Here is a 17,215-nt window from a genome sequence, read left to right on the forward strand (position 1 = left end):
CGGAACAAAATTGTATATAAAAACAACATGATACTATTTTTTATAAAAAGGATAGAGCTTTACCTCTTCATTTTAATGCTGTGTTCGTTCCATTCGGGACGAGCACAGCAAAAGCTTGCTGTAGAGATTCAGATGCCTGTTTTTGCGGAGACCACAGTAGGTGAAATCTTTCAGCTTTTGAAAGAGAAGGAAGATGTATTGTTCTCCTTCAATGGAAATATCCTACAGACAGTGTTATTCATACCAAGCCTTTTAAAGGAAATTTGTACGATTATCTAGATGGGATTTTGGGAAAGGAATATTCTTTTAAAGAACTGGGCAGACATATTATCATTCAATATACACCACAACGGATGTCGGTAGATTTTGAAGTACAAACACCCACTAAGAATAAAGTGGTTATAACAGGTTATATCAAGAATATTCGAACCAACCGCCCGATTTCCAATGCGAGTATCTTTGATCGAAATGCTTTACTGTCTACATTGACGGATCAAAACGGCTACTTTGAACTAGATGTAAAGAAAAGGAGTAATCTCATTGCTGTGAATGTGAGTAAGGAGGCTTTTCGGGATACCAGTGTTATGGTGATTTTTCCGATAGAAGCGAAAATTGGAGATAAGAAAACGCGTGATTATGGCTATTTTGAGGGTTATGAAGAAGATCATGGTCTTTATCGATCGTTTTGGGGACGGGTGTTTCTCTCGCCTGCCCAGAAGATCCAAAGTATGAATTTAGGTGGAATGTTTTTGTATAGTCCTTACCAAATTTCGATGACACCGGGATTAAGTACGCATGGTTTTATACGCTCGCAAATTGTGAATAAATTTTCCATCAATATCATTGGTGGATCTACGGCGGGCGTAAAAGGTATGGAGCTCGGTGGCGTATTTAATATGAATCAATATGATATGCAGGGTATGCAGATGGCTGGGGTGTTCAATGCGGTGGGCGGAAATGTGCGTGGGGTGCAGCTCGCCGGTGTAGGAAACCGTGTTTTCGGAGAAATGAAAGGTTTGCAAATGGCAGGTGTTTTTAATGGCGTAGGTGGAAATGTAAGTGGGGTACAGATCGCTGGTGTGGGAAACCATGTTGTCGGGCAAGTAAAAGGTCTACAAATAGCGGGTGTTTTCAACAAAGCAGATACGGTGAGAGGAGTTCAGATTGCCGGAGTTGTAAATTTGACGAAAGATGCTTCTGGAACGGTACAGCTTGCCAGTATACTTAATCATAGCGAATCGACTGTTGGAAATCAAATTGCAGGCCTCGCCAATAAAGCAAAAAAAGTAAAAGGAATTCAATTGGCCGGTATCGTCAATATCGCGGATAGCAGCGATTATCCCATTGGTCTGCTCAATTTTATTAAAAATGGCGAGAAAAGTCTTTCAATAGCAATTAATGAAGATAGCTACCTCGGACTGCAATTTCGTTCAGGTGGTCGTGTACTTTATAGCCTATTATCGATCAATGTGGCACTTGAAGGTAATCGACCTGATAAATATGCCTTTGAAGCTGGGTTAGGAGCTGTAGTGCTCAATGGGTCTAAATTCAGTCTCCGCACTGAAATAACAGCGCGTAATCTTTTGACCGAGAAATTTAAAATGCTGGATAACCATCAGTCCTCGCTGCGGATAATTCCAGCCTTTAAATTAAGTGACCGTATATCTATATTTGTTGCTCCCAGTTTGAACTATGCGGAGCGAGATGAAAATACAATTTCTGGCGGTAGTACGGTATGGAAAGCTTGGCGAAGAGACCGAACACGAAATACATTTTATGGCGGTGGAATGGCAGGGCTGATGTTAAAATTATAAAACTGAAAACTATTTGTTAATAGTGTTGTTCTATAGATAGCTTTTAAACATTTAACATTTTACGTAAACGCCCAATATCAATTTGATAGCGGGCGTTTATCTTTGTATAGCTGATTGGAGAACAGTGTTTAAGCGACTGTCGCAGTCTTTAATACATTACGGTAAGGATAAGAATGGAAGATGTGTCTGCGGGCAAATCGACCTAAAGAATCTGCGTTGACAAATTTAATATAGTCATTCCGCTGAACACCAAAATATTCATATTGACTACCATCGTGAAAAGTGACTGTCAATATTTGTCCTTTCCAGTCAATATCCTGAATACCAGAATTGGTAATTGTCTCCGTGTAGATTGGTAACTGTTGCTCTAATGTTTCCGGACAAATGCTTACCAGAAAATGGTATGCTTCGATCATTTCAACACTTTTTTGCTCTGCAGCCAAACGACCTTCTTCATCATTGACAAATTTATCGGGATGACATTCTTTCATGATTGTCCGGTAAGTAGATTTTAGGGTTTTAAGATCCACAGATTTATCTACATTAAGTAACTTCCGGTAGTCGGCAATTTTTTTCATGGCGGCAAAGATATGCTTAATAATCAGATTATTCGCTATGAAATAAGAAATTTTCTTATTTCTTCAACAAGGTTTTTACATAGAGTTGCTCGACCTTCTCTCTTGCCCAAGGTGTTTTCCTTAAGAAAGTTAGGGATGATTTGACACTCGGATTTTCATTGAAGCAACGGATGGATATGCGTTGTCCCAACTCTTCCCAGCCATAATACTCCACTAAATATTCAATAATGGTGTCGAGTCTTTTTCCGTGTAATGGATTATTAATTTGTTCTTGCATGTCGTAAAGATAATAATCTTCAAATTATGGATTGCGCTAATTTTTATGGTTTGGATGAAAATGGAGCTGAACCTAGTGTGTATTAATCTTCTTTAAGTTGTGTTGCCAGCTTTTCTAGTTCTAAATTGAGCTGTTCGTCCCAAATTGCCCCAGTGGCATCCAGTTTCCCTTTGACTCCTTGTATCAGCAGATTTCGTTTTTCATCAATTTGAGCGCCCAGTCCCTGCAGGATACGTTGTAGTTCGATATGCGCTGTTTCGCCTTGCGCAGCAGCGGTAATGATACTAACGGGTTTATCGGTGAAAACCGTGGTTGCGGCGCACCATTCAAGTAGATTTTTTAATCCACTGGGTACACTGAAAATATATTCAGGGCTACTGATCAATACCAAATCGGCATCGTTGATTACCTGACGAAGTGCAATAATTTCGATTGGTGGATGGGTCTGGCTTTCTTCAGGATCAAAATGAGGCAGTTCTTTAAGACGGTCAAATAGCGTGAAATGGATATTGGCACTAATCTCCTGTTGGAGGTGACTTACAATATGATGATTGGATGAATGTGCACTGGCGCTACCTACAATGGCAAAAATAGTTTTCATGTGAGTTTAAATCTAGTCAACGGCTGTATACTGCTGTTGTGTTTTTACTTTTTATATCCTTAATGAAGGAACTAAATTACAATATTCAATTCAAACGATTTACTTTGTTCTTCGCTTCAATGTAATTTTTCGTTTCTTTCTCCTTTTACCGATTAAGTTTATACTTTTGGAACTGAGGACTTATATTAGCTTTTTTCGGATTATATGCTTTATTATGAGAAATAAAATGGGGTACCGCTTATTGTGGGAACGTATTCGTACAGGAGACGAGACGGCTTTCTTTGATCTATACGCGGCGCTCTATCAAGAGCTTGTCAATTTTGGAATACGCACTTGTGGCGACAGTGACTTGGCAAGTGAAGCAACCGATCAGGTATTTGTTAAAATTTGGGAAAAAAGAGAACATCTAGATCGGGTAGAAAATGTACAGTCCTATCTCATTACTTTTTTAAAAAGACGTATTCTGCGTCTACTGGAGAAACAACATAAAATAAATACAGCCCTTCAAAATGTAAAAGCTGAAGATGATTGGGTGGAGATGCCTTATGAGGAGTTTGTCATCAAAGTACAGACGAATGAAATTATACAGATCCGTTTGAAGGAGGCGTTGGATAAGTTGTCTTTTCGTCAGAAACAGCTGGTGAATCTGAAGTTTTTTGAGGGCTATTCCTATGAAAAAATAGCTGAAACTACGCAGATGTCCGTGAAAACTGCCTACAATACACTTTATGATGCTTTAAAGATTCTGAGGGAGGAATTAAAAGATATCTAAGTTTAACCTGTTGTGGTTCCTTTGCAGATCCAATAATCGTTTAGCATGCGCTGAAAACTATTACAGAATGCTATTCTTGTATTCTTTATTTAAAAAAAAAATTTGAATTTCAGTGTTTTATAAAATATTTTAAATTTTCTTTAGGCAAAAGAACGTCTTTTGGGCACTATAGAGTAAATACCCAAAAGAATGAGCCAAAAAGATTATAAACAGTTAGAAGATTTTTTGATTGACGATACTTTTCAAAAGTATTGTTCGGGAGAAGATAAAAACTGTATTCTGTACTGGCAACAATATAGCCTGAACCATCCAGAACAAGCGGAGACGATTCTGAAAGCCAAACGCCTCTATCAACTCTTGGTTGGCAATCGTCGACCTGTGAATGAGCAATTGGAAAAATTGAAGACAGATCTGCAGAATGTTCCAGTGGAGCATCAGGCATCCTTTCGGTTTAACTGGCCCAAATGGGCAGCCATTGCCGCTGTACTTGTTGCATTGGTATCGGGCGGAGTTTGGTATTATGCTCAACCCGGTAAAGTTGATTCCTCATTGCCAATAAGCGCAATCGGCCAAGTGTATCAAACAAAAAATGGGGAGAAAAAGACCTTCGAATTAAGTGATGGAAGTACAGTAACGCTAAATTCTGCGAGTAAATTAGAGTTGTCCGCAGATTTCAATCAGGAATTGCGTGTGGTGCGGCTTGCTGGTGAAGGCTTTTTTCAGGTAGCAAAGAATAAGGAGAAACCTTTTGTGGTACAGGCAGCTGATTTTGATATCAAGGTACTGGGGACAACATTCAATGTAAAGAGTTATTCTGATGAACCTACAGCAGAAGCATTGCTAGTGGAGGGTTCTATTGAGATGACGAGCAAAGGGCAGCGTGAAAATTCTGTTGTCATAAAACCGAATCAAAAAATCACGATCTTTAAGAATCAAACTGAAGTGGCAATCGCTCATAAAACCAATAAACCAAACGCGAGCAAATTACCGATTAAGGAAATTGCCATAGAGAATATCCCTACAATAGAATCCAATACAGCTGAAATACCAGACATTGCGTGGCGTGAAAATAGATTAGAAATCGTGGACCAAGATTTTGAATCACTTCGTAGAACACTGGAACGTTGGTATGATGTGGATATACAAATCCAAAATGATCAATTAAAACAATATCGCTTTACGGCAACCTTCAGCAAGGAAGGTATTGTTCAGGTATTAAGTGCTTTACAGGAAGTTGAACCTTTTAAATTTAATGTTTATGGGAAAAAAATAACTATATCAGAAAAGTAAAAAGGATGGTGGACCAACACCATCCTTCATTGAAAAAATGATTAACCAAAAGCAGCAACATTGGGGCGTGCTGCTTAATATTAATTTTAACCAACACTAAAATATGATTAAAAATTGCTTATTGCAAATGCGCAATGGATATATTGTGCATTTTAGATTCATTATCCGGATGAAACTAGCCTTAATTATGACTACGTGTGCTGTTATGAATGTTTCGGCAAATGTATTTTCCCAACAAAAAGTCTCCTTGGATGTCCAAAAAACAAAACTGAGCAAGGTACTTAAAATGATCGAAGAGCAAAGTGATTATTACTTTGTCTATAATTCGACGAACGAAAATTTAAATAAAGAAGTGTCAGTCAATGCGAATAATACCAAGGTATTGGATGTATTGGCTAAGCTTTTCAATAAAAGTGGATTGGTTTACTCCGTTTCTAAGGAAGGTCTTGTGGTTGTCAGTCAACAACAGCAGGTAGCTGTCGCAGGTGTCGTCACGGACGATAAAGGCAATCCCTTAGCTGGTGCCACGGTACGTGTTAAGGGAACCGCGGTGGGGCGGGCAACAGATATCAATGGACGTTTTACGATCGATGCGGCAACTGGAAACACCTTGATTATTTCTTTCGCAGGTTATACTTCGCAAGAAGTCGCCGTCACCAAAGAGGGGGATCTGAAAATTGTTTTATTGGAAGATAATCGGATGCTCAATGAGGTTGTTGTGACGGCATTGGGTATGAAGAAAGAGAAACGCTCGTTGGGGTATTCTGTTACGCAGGTTGCCGGTGAATCACTAACCACAGCCCGTGAAAATAATGTGATGAATTCACTCGTAGGAAAGGTGGCCGGATTGGATATCAGTTCTACATCTGGTGGGGCTGGAGCGGCGTCCAATGTGACCATCCGTGGGGTATCGAGTTTGAACCAGACAAATCAGCCATTATACGTAATCAATGGTATTCCCATGGAAAGTAAGCCAGTAGGAATTGGAAATGCTAATTCCAAGGGAAACTCAGGAAGCCAATGGGATAATGCACCCGATCTTGGTGATGCGATCGGCAATATCAACCCAGACGATATTGAAAGTATTTCGGTTCTAAAAGGTGCGGCAGCATCAGCATTATATGGCTCAAGAGCGAAAGCTGGTGTTATCCTCATTACGACAAAATCAGGTAAAGGTAATTCGATCGATTTCAATAGTAACCTTGTTGCCGAGCAGATCATTGACAACACCAATTGGCAAACAGTGTATGGTCAGGGGGCGAACGGTGAGAAGCCAACAACCCAAGCAGGAGCGGCCCAAGTGGGCGGATCGAGCTGGGGAGCTAAATTGGACGGTTCTCCCGTAGTCCAATTTGACGGTGTATCAAGACCATATTCATTACAAAAAGGGAATTTAGATAGGTTTTATCGTACGGGTTCAACATGGACAAATACGCTGGCATTAAATAAATCATTTGATGGCGGATCTATCCGTCTGTCGGGAACAGATGTCAATAACAGGTCTGTTGTTCCAAATTCGGGACTGAAAAGACAGTCGTTTAATTTGGTCGGACTTTTTGAACCACTCAAAGGTTTGACGATTGATGCGCGTTACAACATGATTTTGGAGCAGGTCAAAAATCGTCCAATGGTTTCTGACGGTGCAGGAAACGCCAATTACAACGTTATGTTTTTGCCAACGAGCATTAATGTCAATGATTTGAAGCCATGGAAGGATGGCAATGGAAAAGAGATACTCTATAATTCAGGCAATGTGTATGCGACCAACCCTTGGTTTGCTGCAAATGAGTTTATCAATAACACCAATCGTGACCGCTCCATAGCCTCTGTTACGGCTAAATATACGATGGGCAACGGTTTGTTTGTTCAAGGAAGAGCGGGACGGGATGGCTATACTGATCATTATAAAAATGTATTGCCTTCTGGTACGGGTTATTATGAAAATGGTAAAATCGCTGAACAAGAAACCAAATTTGCGGATATTAATACGGATGTTTTGGTTGGTAAGTCATTCACTTTCGGTGATTACACCCTGACGCCTAATCTCGGAGCGAGTTACAGAAATACTAAAATCAGACAAACGACAAATTTGGGTACCGACTTCGCGATATTCGGTGTTTACAATATTTTGAATGCAAAAAATAAATCGGTAGCGTATCTCGAAAGCGAATCGGAGACACAGTCTACTTACGGTACCTTAGAATTTGCTTATAAAGATGTCGCCTATCTGACAGGTAGTTTGCGCTCTGACTGGTTTTCTACGCTAGCAACTCCGGGAGTGGATAATAAATTGAACTCGGTTTATCCAGCAGTTTCGGGATCATTTATCTTTTCAGAATATCTAAAGCCATCGTGGTTGAGTTTTGGAAAGTTGAGGGCAGGTTTTGCTCAGGTAGGGCAGGCAACAGATCCTTATCAAACCTTGCTAACCTATAATTTTAGAAGCGAGGTACTCAACGGTCAACCGTTAGGGGTTATTAACAATGTGAATATCCCGAACTCTTCCTTGAAAGCTTCTACAGCAACAGAGTTGGAAATTGGAACGGAGTTGCGTCTTTTTAATGATCGTGTAAACTTGGATCTAACCTGGTATAACAAGAAGTCGAAAGATGAGATTTCTTTTATCACAACCCCTTCAGCAAGCGGGTACGCCGGTGCCGTACTCAATGCCGGAAAGATGCAAAATAAGGGATTTGAAGCGTTGATTTCTGCTACTGTTGTTAAAACCGAAGATTTTAAATGGGTGTCTTCATTGAATGGTTCTTACAACGACAATAAAGTGATTTCATTGGCTGAAGGAATGGACGAACAGACGGTAGCAACGTCCCGTTCGGGTGTAGGTTACTTAATGAATAAAGTTGGTATGCCTGCTTTTCAGATCATGGCTTTCGATTATAAGTATGATAGCAATGGCGAGATCGTAAAATTGGCTGACGGTTCTCCTGACCGGGGTGAGTTAAAGTCTTATGGTTCAGCTATGAATAAATGGTTTGCAGGTTGGAACAATGAATTTAACTACAAAAGGTTTAATTTCTCTTTCTTGATTGATGGAAAATGGGGTGGAAAGCTTTTCTCAGGAACAGACTACTACGGTTACATTTTTGGATTGCATCAGGAAACTGTGGCAGATCGTGAAAGCTTGGGTAGAACGGCCTCTACTTATTATACCAATACAGCAAATAATGTATCCAAGATTTTTGTAAACAGCGCTGATTTTGTAAAGTTGAGACAGGTCGTTATGGGGTATACTTTCCCTTCCAACTTATTCAATAACAAAGTTAAGTCAATTACGGTAAGTGCTGTAGCGCGCAATCTCTGGACGATCATGAAGAAAACAAATAACATTGATCCAGAATCGAGCTATAATGCAACTTTCCCGGGTTTAGAACTCGGCGGTGTTCCAGCAGTGCGTACTTACGGTGTTAATTTAAGTGTTAAATTCTAATTGCAAACAATCATGAAAAGATATATTAAACCGGTATTTGTTAGTTTAATGGCGGCTACATTATTTATGGAAAGTAGCTGTACCAAAGATTTTGATAAGATAAATACAGATCCAGTTGCTTACGGAAAGGAAAATTGGGATCCAAATTATACTTTGAGCTCAGCACAGTTGTTTTACACCGGAAGTTTTGATTTTGCATACGATACATGGCGTGGAAATCTGATTTATTCTTCCACAATGATGCAAGGTTTATCGACCGTAGTGAGTTATTGGGCAGGGGATAAATATATGTTGAATGAAAGCTATACCGCGGCTTATTGGGGGACGGGTACAGTTGGGGCCTATATTGAGCAGGTTCGTAATATTGTGGATGTGGTTGAGTTTACAAAAGACAAACCAAAATATGCAAATCTCCACAATGTCGCCCGTATTTGGAAAGCTTTAATTTTCGCACGCTTAACTGATTTGTATGGCGATGTTCCCTATTCGGAGGCGGGACTGGGTTTTTATACCAAAGTTTATAAACCGAAGTATGACAAGCAGCAGGATATCTATACTGATTTGCTGAAGGAACTGGAAGCGGCTACTGCAGCGTTAAAGGATGATGGTGATAAAGTCACTGGGGATGTTATTTATAAAGGTGATATTGCCAAATGGCGTAAATTTGGCAATTCTCTGCTCTTACGAACAGCGATGCGTTTGGTTAAAGTAGACGAATCTAAAGCTAAGGAATATGTACAGAAGGCTGCGGGTAAGACAATGGACAGCAATGCCGACAATGCATTTATTTTACATGATGAATCAGGATCTAGGGTTACTCAGAATAGAAATAGCCAGGTTTTATTGGGCGATGGTGGCCAAGAGAATTATTATGTAAAATGGTCTAAAACATTTATTGACTATCTAAAAAGCAATAATGATCCGAGGTTACAAAAGGTAGCTGTCACAAAACTGTATTTATCGGAAAAGGATAAAGGACAGAACGGGAGTTTTATCACAGACCCAACCAAGCAAAAGGGGATGCCTAACGGTAAGGATTTGGGCTCAAATGCGCAGTATAACATCAGTAGCGATCCAAGTTACACGACCTTTGCGGAATATTCTTCGCCCAATCCTAATATGATCAAGCGGACCGGTGCGACATTTATTTTGACCTATGGGGAATCCGAGTTGCTGTTGGCTGAGGCTGCCCAACGTTGGGGAATAGGTGGTAGTGCAGGCGATCATTATAAAAAAGGTGTGAAGGCAAGTATTACCTATCTGAATCAGTATGATGGTTCCTTGGCAATAAGTGATGCAGATGCTGAGACTTATTTGGCTGCGAATCCGTATAATGCTGCTGATGCCTTAAAACAGATCAATACCCAATACTGGGCACATACGATAACGATGATGGATTTTTATGAAACTTGGAGCAACTGGCGTAGAAGTGGCTATCCAGCGTTAACTCCTGTGAATTATCCAGGCAATGCAACGTCGGGGACTATTCCAAGAAGATTCCCTTATCCTTCTACTGAAGCGGCTATCAATGGCGAAAACTACAGAGCAGCTTCGGCCGCAGTACCTGGCGGAGACAAGTTGTCTGGTCGAGTTTGGTGGGATAAATAATTACAATGGTTTGTTTTTGATTGAGGCTGAACTTTCGTAGTTTGGCCTCTTTAAACCTTTTATAAAATATGATAAACCTAAAAAATCAATTGCTGTTTGCGATCGCGACTTCCTGTCTTGTTTTTTCATGTAAAAATAATACTGAAAAAAAAGAAGTTGATGCGGTAAAATCAACTTCTTTGTCCGGTACCTATAAGCTTATTGAAAGCAAGACAATTAAAGGGAAGGATACGGTGACCGTTTTTACGGATACCAGTAAAACAGAGATGTTTAAAATGTTCAATGATGACCATTTTTCTTTCTTTAACCACGATAAGGAAAAAGGTAAAGGGAAAGAACCGCTATTTGTAGCCGGTGGCGGTACCTATTCTTTTGATGGTGTCAACTATCAAGAAAGACTACAATATTGTTCAATGCGGGATTGGGAAAGCAATAAGTTTGATTTTAAACTTACTTTAAAAGGAGATACCTTGATTCAAACCGGTGAGGAAAATTTACCTGAATTGGGGGTTAAACATACCATTGTGGAAACCTATTTAAAAGTCAAATAATCAATATTCTTATACCTGGAATTTTAACATCCCTCTTAAGTTTATTTTATTAATGCAGGCACTCAAGATTTCTTGAGTGTTTTTTTTGTTTGCTGGGAGGCCCTTTAAAAGGCTTTTATGCGATAATAGCATTATTTTAGAAAAAAAATAAAATTATATTGCAACATTTTCAACAGGGGCCCGACTACATAGTAGAAACATAAGAATTAACAGTATTAATTTTAGAACGTGCAAAATCAGCTTAGCGATAAGGAATTATTAGCGATGTGCCAAACGGGCAACGAGTCTGGCTTTGCGCAGCTCTATCATCGGTATGCAAAAAAGATTTTTAATTCTATTTATCGGGTTTTGTCGAATCAGGAAGAAAGTGAAGATATTTTACAGGAAACCTTTGTTGATTTTTTTGCAAGATCAGATAAATGGCATTTAGTGCTTAGTGTGGAGGCCTGGTTGAGAAGAATGGGGGTGAATAAGGCAATCTCATTATTACGGAAGAATAAGCAATATTTTACGCCGGTGGATGATCTGGAAATTCAGGATGATGGCGAAGACGAATTGCTGGAAAAAGAGTGGCGTGAATGTCGTTTGACAGATTTGGAAAATGTGATCGATCAACTGACCGGTGTACCTAAGATGGTGGTCAATCTTTATCTGTTTGAAAATATGAGCCATGATGAAGTTGCGGAAACATTGGGGATGACAGCAGTTGCTGTACGTAGCCAATACCACCGTGCTAAAAAGAAAATTTACGAACAATTGAAGGAAAGGTATAATTATGCGGGATAATTTAAAAGATTTTGTGAACGCTAATCGGGAGGCATTTGATCAGAGAGAACCTTCGGCTGACTTATGGAATAAAATTAGGCCACAAGTAGTCCCCACTGTTCAGGAAAGAAAGATTAAGCCTTTATGGAAATGGGCAAGTATTGCGGCAGCAGCATTGTTAGTTGGGACAGCAACCTTTATTGCTTTTGACCAACATCATGAATTAGCGGTAGAAAAACCTGTGGTTGCAGTACATCCGGTTACTGTTCAGAAAAGTACTGGAGATACAAATGTGGATCATCATGCTGGCCTGATGGATATTGTTTCTGATAGCCAAAAGAATTCAGCTCGGGTTAACGCAATAGCTGGTGTCGAAGGCAAAGGAAAACAATTGGCAAAAGTAAGCGTATCCGAAGCTGCTCATCACGAAAAGGAAGGGAGAATGGATTATGTTCAGATGCTTCAAGATTCCAGTTCTGCGAGTACGCGGTTAAGTGCTGTCTTGGCGATGAAAGATGGGGGAAGCTTAGATGGGAATAGTAGGGGAGCTTTAGAAAAGACTGCTGTATCAGATCAAAGCAGTAATGTACGCATGGCTGCAATTGAAACGGTATTAAATGGACTTAGTCCGGAAGAACGTCAACAAAAGGTTCAGGACTTTTTTGTGGAGCAAAATGATCCCACTTTACAAATGGAACTGATGCAAATGATGGCCCAACAGGCGGATCCGACGATGAAGGCGACGACAAAGGAAAAGTTAAATGAAATTGTCGAAGATCCCTTTACCCTGAAATTTGTGAAGGAGCAGGCCTATGCAGTATTATTAAATCAATAACGGAATATATTAAGTTGGAAGTCGGATTGTGTATGTTAATCAATGAAAAAGCTTAAAATGCATTATTTGACACATAATAAAGTAAAACTAAAACGAAATGAAAAAGATAAGGATAATGATGATTGGGGTCGCACTGATCTTTGCAAGCGCATTGCAGGCCCAGGTAAATGAAAATGTTGAAGGAGTTGCTGCGCCAAAACCTCCTAATCCTCCTAAAAAGGCTAGAGCGGTGTCAGGAGTTGTTGTCAGTAATAATCATAATTTTACCTACAGTTCTGCTGGATTCGGCCGTTCCAATGGGCCGAAAAGCTGGAAAGAAATTAAAGTGCCCAACTTGGGGAATAAGCTCCTATTAAAATTGGATAATGTTTATATCGAAGGGTATAAGGGAAAAGACGTGCTGATTACGGCCAAAGTGGAGGAAAGTGAAGAAAATGACCGCGCCAAAGGCCTACGTGTGATCAATGGCTCGGGCTTATCGGATAATTCAGGGCTTGGTATGAATATCAAAACAGAAGGTGGGGTGACTGAAATAAGTATGGTAGGGATGCCCTTAGAAGATTCTATTCGTATCAGGATACCGATGGATCTGCCTGTGACGATCAAAGGCGGTCGTGGAGCGATGTTTAATGCTGGGGAAATCGAATTAAAAGATATCCGGGCTGAGGTCGAAGTTGCTAGTACAATGGGGAATGTGAATTTATTGAACGTGACGGGGCCGATCAATGTCAAGGTTGCACAGGGAGATGTAACGGCCAAATTTGTTCAACCTGTTAAAGGACCGATTTCTTTGGTCGCAGCAATGGGGGCCGTAGATGTGGCCTTTCCAAAGAATTTTGGTGCTAATGTGGATGTGAAATCAGCCATGGGGAACATCTATGCAGCAGACGAGTTTCAGTTTGAGAAACAGTCTGAAGAGCCGAAGTCAACGCCAATGGGAAATGCGGTGAAAGGCAAAATGAATGGTGGTGGACAGGATGTTATCTTAAAAACATCCATGGGAGATATTTACATAAGAACACAGAAATAAAAAAAATAGCCTGTTAGAATAACAGGCTATTTTTTTAGTTCCATGCGGACGAGGTATTGATCATTCTCATCTTCATACAAAATTTGGACAACCCAGCCCATTTCGTGCGAAATTTTAATCAACAAATCCTGATCTAAGTAGAGCCATTTGAACAGGTTTCCTTTTTTGCCTTTGTATTCGTATTGATATTGAATTTCCCCAAAATAATGCGCTGGTTTTTTGATGTTATAATCTTTGTACAGATAACTGATATCTGAAGAGTCAAAAATCAGTTGGCCATTTTCAGTCAATAATTCTTTGCTATGCTGTAATAGTTTTCGAAAGCCATCTACGTCGCCAGCAAGGCCTATTCCGTTCATCAAAAGCAAAAGTGTATCGTATTTTTGGCCTTCGAATTTATAGAAATCTTCGCAGATAATATGTTGTACCCCGCGTTGTTGCATAATATGGCAGGCGGTCTGCGAGAGTTCCAGTGCATCTACTTCAAAACCTTTTTCTTGTAGATAAAGGCTATGGCTGCCAACTCCAGCTCCAACATCCAGTACACGTCCATCACATAAGGATAGACCAATAAATTCTAGTTCAGGGAAATCATCAGGTTCATGAAAGAAAATCTCGACCGGCATTTCGTCTCGGTCGCCATAACTCGTGTGGAGTACTAAAGGAAATTTTTCTTCTTGATGTACGAAATAATCATCTAAAGCTTCACCGTATACGTCTCTATGCATTGTCATCATCAATCATTAGTACTTTTTTTGCTATATATATGGAGTCTTCATCTCCCGTATGTTTCATGGGTTCGTCAGATAGTTTGATGACCGGGGTCCATTGATCATCTTCTGGCAAAGCGTCGGTCATCTTAATGACGATATTCATGGGTTTAAGACCGACATCATTGGTGAAATTGGTGCCAACGCCAAAGGAATGCAAGATTTTTCCCTCACAGTAGCTCGCGATTCTTTCGACTTTCTCATAGTCCAGTCCATCCGAGAATATAATTGTTTTGGAGAGGGGATCGATTCCATTCTTCTTATAATGTGCGATGACCTTATCTGTAAATTCAAGTGGATCTCCACTGTCGTGTCGGACTCCATCAAATAATTTGGTTAATTTTTTGTCAAACTGCTGAAAGAAGACTTCCGTCGTATAGGTGTCCGATAGTGCTATTCCGAGGTCACCCCGGTAGACATCAGACCAATGTTCAAGGCCAAGGAGATTCGCCATTTTATATCCGTATTTGGCAGCGTGGAACATAAACCATTCATGGGCATGTGTGCCGATTGGTTTCGTCTCATATTTCATTGCTAAATGTACATTGCTGGTGCCTATAAATGTTTTTTCGCCGTATTGCTTCAGTGTGCGAACGACCAAATCGTGGACTTCATAAGAATGACGTCTGCGCGTGCCAAAATCAGCAATTGTGATATTGAGTTTTTTATATTTTTCGATTTTATCTTTGGCTGTGGCGATTACTTCTGCATCCGAGGCACGTTGTAGACCTTGGGATTCATAAAAAAGTTCACATATGAGCGACATCAACGGAACCTCCCAAAGAATAGTACGGTACCAGTACCCTTCGATAATGACTTCAAGGTCGGGGCCATCCTGGAATATTTTGATCTCTTCGGGATCGTAGCGATAACCTTGAAGAAAGTCAAAATAGGTTGGGTCTATATAAGGACATGTTCTGGCAAAAAATGCCTTTTCTGCTTTTGTTAACTTCAAATTAGCCATCTCATTGACGGCTTCCTTCAGGAGCACGTCAAAACCATCGGGAAATTTATGATGTCCCCGGTTAATAAAATGATAACGTGCCTTGGCCTTTGGAAACAACTTAACCACAGCATGCTGCATGGTGAATTTGTAAAAGTCATTATCTAATATAGAGGTAAATGAAGCCATCTTTATCGATCTGTTTTTTTGTTTGAAGCGGTAAATTTACTAATTAACGTGAAAATGTATGGATTGTTCATGATAAATATAAAAAGACATGCATATAAAAGGCGGATAAAATTTTTCATTTTACCCGCCAGATATGAATTATTATTTTACTCGGCTGTCATTATCTTGTTCTAGATCTTTCTGATCCTTGTGAAGAACGTCCAGAGCTACGTTCACCGGAGCTTTCTGAAGACCTTGATCGCGATACGGACGATGAATTGTCTGTATTTGATCTACTTCTTGTGTTTTCGTAGCTCCGATTTTGAGTTGGTTGCGATACCGGTTGGCTCGAACGGGTTCTGCTGCCATCATAATTTCCATTTCGTTGTGGCGTTGTTGTCGGTTGAACTACTCGTGGAGGCACAGTCTGATTAGAGCTGCTTGCATTTGATCGCGAACGTGAATTATAATCTGTGTTTCTATTGTAGTCTGTACTTCTGCCGTTTACAACACCATTATTATCAACGGAGCCATTTTGTCTATTTCTACTGGTAGATGTAGGGTTGTTATTGTTTGAAGCATCCGATTGGCGACCTGATCGTGTTCTAAAATCATAGTTATTCGAATTAGGTTGTGTACCGTTCGTATTTCTATTTACAGTTCCATTGTCGCTGCTTCTCGTATTATTATTTGAACTACGACTCGAGCCACCGCTGTTGGCATCATTACGAGACCTTACAGAAGCATTTCCACTGTTATCGATATATAACTCACGACTTCCTGATCTTGAATCGATGTTGTCTCGATTGCTGATAACACGATTGGTACGATCTGAAATCTCACTATTGTTATTACGTGTTCGGGTAGATGCATCCACGACATTTGTAGGACGTGCAGAAGATCTTGTATTACGGTCTACATTTGGACGGTACATACTGATTTCATTACTACGATTGCTGCTACTGCGGGCAGATCCAGGTCGATCGGCATTTGCGATTCTATTAACTGTTACGCTTCTTCCTGTCGAACGTTCGATGTCAGATCTTCGAGGGCCACCAACATAATAGTTGTTGTTAATTATCGTTGTATTGTTGATAATGGTGGTTCTGTTATAGATATTATTGTAATTTCTTCGATTAACATAATATCTATCCATATCCCTATTCATAAAGTGATTGACTCCCACAAATGTCCAAAAGTTCATTGGAATATTAACAGATACATTTATACTCATGCCCGGGCCCATTGGTGCCCAACCGTAGTAGTCGTTACTTTGACGCCAATTTACCCATGCTGGCCCCCATTCATAGTCAGGAACCCATCCCCATCCATAACGGTCATTGTAGTTCCAGCGACCATAGTGAAATGGAGCCCAACCCCAGTCATAGTTGGATACCCAGGTATTACCATAGTCGGTCATTGTCCAATAACCATTGGTTGCATAAGGCTGGAAGTTCGGGCCAACGTCCGGAATCCAGACATAACCATAATTGGGATCATTAACCCATTGTCCGTAAGGGGAGAGTTGATCATAGAACATCTGGAACGAAACTCCAGCATTGTTATAATTGTTATAACCATTATATCCACCCCGTTGGGCCATCGAAGTCGCGCAACTTGAAAAAGAAGCGATACCTATAAAACCAAGTACCCAATATTTTATGTTGCCTAAATTTTTCATGACTGTAATATTTAAAAGTGTGACAAAACTCTATTGTATTGTCTTTGTTATTATGACAGCATAACGTATAAAATGGTTTAATCGGTA

Annotated in this window: 16 protein-coding genes; 10 read left to right on the forward strand and 6 right to left on the reverse strand. The window is 40.0% G+C overall.

Annotated features, from left to right (window positions below):
* The first annotated feature begins 27 nt into the window (after positions 1-27).
* On the forward strand, positions 28-279 hold the full coding sequence (locus B2O97_RS08295; RefSeq protein ID WP_070567348.1) for a hypothetical protein: 252 nt from the start codon (positions 28-30) through the stop codon (positions 277-279).
* The gene (locus B2O97_RS08300; protein ID WP_070567346.1) at positions 264-1,814 is read left to right on the forward strand and encodes a hypothetical protein; all 1,551 of its coding nucleotides are present in this window, start codon (positions 264-266) and stop codon (positions 1,812-1,814) included. Before B2O97_RS08295 ends, B2O97_RS08300 begins: the two co-directional genes overlap by 16 nt.
* 128 nt (positions 1,815-1,942) lie before the next feature.
* Here B2O97_RS08300 and B2O97_RS08305 read toward each other — a convergent pair whose 3' ends face one another.
* The 3 genes from B2O97_RS08305 to B2O97_RS08315 all read right to left on the reverse strand — a co-directional run bounded on the left by B2O97_RS08305 (position 1,943) and on the right by B2O97_RS08315 (position 3,270).
* Complete coding sequence (locus tag B2O97_RS08305; protein ID WP_070567345.1) at positions 1,943-2,392, reverse strand: KTSC domain-containing protein; 450 nt, start codon at positions 2,390-2,392, stop codon at positions 1,943-1,945.
* A gap of 55 nt (positions 2,393-2,447) precedes the next feature.
* Positions 2,448-2,669, reverse strand: a complete 222-nt coding sequence (locus B2O97_RS08310) for a VF530 family DNA-binding protein (RefSeq protein WP_046674232.1) — start codon at positions 2,667-2,669, stop codon at positions 2,448-2,450.
* A gap of 82 nt (positions 2,670-2,751) precedes the next feature.
* A complete protein-coding gene (locus tag B2O97_RS08315; protein WP_075991649.1) occupies positions 2,752-3,270 on the reverse strand; it encodes an NADPH-dependent FMN reductase in 519 nt (172 codons plus the stop codon).
* A 214-nt stretch (positions 3,271-3,484) separates the two neighbouring features.
* Between B2O97_RS08315 and B2O97_RS08320 the strand changes: the two genes are divergently transcribed.
* The 8 genes from B2O97_RS08320 to B2O97_RS08355 all read left to right on the forward strand — a co-directional run bounded on the left by B2O97_RS08320 (position 3,485) and on the right by B2O97_RS08355 (position 13,566).
* Positions 3,485-4,042 carry an RNA polymerase sigma factor gene (locus B2O97_RS08320; protein ID WP_286767243.1) on the forward strand — a complete coding sequence of 186 codons (558 nt, stop codon included), beginning with the start codon at positions 3,485-3,487 and terminating at the stop codon, positions 4,040-4,042.
* A 189-nt stretch (positions 4,043-4,231) separates the two neighbouring features.
* Positions 4,232-5,332 (forward strand): FecR family protein, encoded by a 1,101-nt coding sequence (locus B2O97_RS08325; RefSeq protein ID WP_286767244.1) that lies wholly within the window; start codon positions 4,232-4,234, stop codon positions 5,330-5,332.
* A 187-nt stretch (positions 5,333-5,519) separates the two neighbouring features.
* Positions 5,520-8,777 (forward strand): SusC/RagA family TonB-linked outer membrane protein, encoded by a 3,258-nt coding sequence (locus B2O97_RS08330; protein ID WP_286767245.1) that lies wholly within the window; start codon positions 5,520-5,522, stop codon positions 8,775-8,777.
* A gap of 12 nt (positions 8,778-8,789) precedes the next feature.
* Positions 8,790-10,385: a SusD/RagB family nutrient-binding outer membrane lipoprotein gene (locus B2O97_RS08335; protein WP_286767246.1), complete on the forward strand. Its 1,596-nt coding sequence runs from the start codon at positions 8,790-8,792 to the stop codon at positions 10,383-10,385.
* A 68-nt stretch (positions 10,386-10,453) separates the two neighbouring features.
* The gene (locus B2O97_RS08340; RefSeq protein WP_070567337.1) at positions 10,454-10,936 is read left to right on the forward strand and encodes a hypothetical protein; all 483 of its coding nucleotides are present in this window, start codon (positions 10,454-10,456) and stop codon (positions 10,934-10,936) included.
* Between the two features lie 228 nt (positions 10,937-11,164).
* On the forward strand, positions 11,165-11,722 hold the full coding sequence (locus B2O97_RS08345; protein WP_046674226.1) for an RNA polymerase sigma factor: 558 nt from the start codon (positions 11,165-11,167) through the stop codon (positions 11,720-11,722).
* Positions 11,712-12,536 (forward strand): hypothetical protein, encoded by an 825-nt coding sequence (locus tag B2O97_RS08350; RefSeq protein WP_070567335.1) that lies wholly within the window; start codon positions 11,712-11,714, stop codon positions 12,534-12,536. The genes B2O97_RS08345 and B2O97_RS08350 overlap by 11 nt, the downstream gene beginning before the upstream one ends.
* Positions 12,537-12,633: 97 nt before the next feature.
* Positions 12,634-13,566: a DUF4097 family beta strand repeat-containing protein gene (locus B2O97_RS08355; RefSeq protein ID WP_070567332.1), complete on the forward strand. Its 933-nt coding sequence runs from the start codon at positions 12,634-12,636 to the stop codon at positions 13,564-13,566.
* A 26-nt stretch (positions 13,567-13,592) separates the two neighbouring features.
* Here B2O97_RS08355 and B2O97_RS08360 read toward each other — a convergent pair whose 3' ends face one another.
* The 3 genes from B2O97_RS08360 to B2O97_RS08370 all read right to left on the reverse strand — a co-directional run bounded on the left by B2O97_RS08360 (position 13,593) and on the right by B2O97_RS08370 (position 17,128).
* Positions 13,593-14,294, reverse strand: a complete 702-nt coding sequence (locus B2O97_RS08360; protein WP_286767247.1) for a class I SAM-dependent methyltransferase — start codon at positions 14,292-14,294, stop codon at positions 13,593-13,595.
* Positions 14,287-15,468, reverse strand: coding sequence for a nicotinate phosphoribosyltransferase (gene pncB, locus B2O97_RS08365; RefSeq protein ID WP_286767248.1), 1,182 nt, complete (start codon positions 15,466-15,468; stop codon positions 14,287-14,289). The genes B2O97_RS08360 and pncB overlap by 8 nt, the downstream gene beginning before the upstream one ends.
* Positions 15,469-15,628: 160 nt before the next feature.
* Entirely contained in the window at positions 15,629-17,128 is a 1,500-nt protein-coding gene (locus B2O97_RS08370; protein ID WP_286767249.1) for a DUF6600 domain-containing protein, read from the reverse strand.
* Positions 17,129-17,215 lie beyond the last annotated feature (87 nt).

The sequence above is a fragment of the Sphingobacterium sp. UBA865 genome (assembly GCF_002295765.1).
Lineage (GTDB): Bacteria > Bacteroidota > Bacteroidia > Sphingobacteriales > Sphingobacteriaceae > Sphingobacterium > Sphingobacterium multivorum.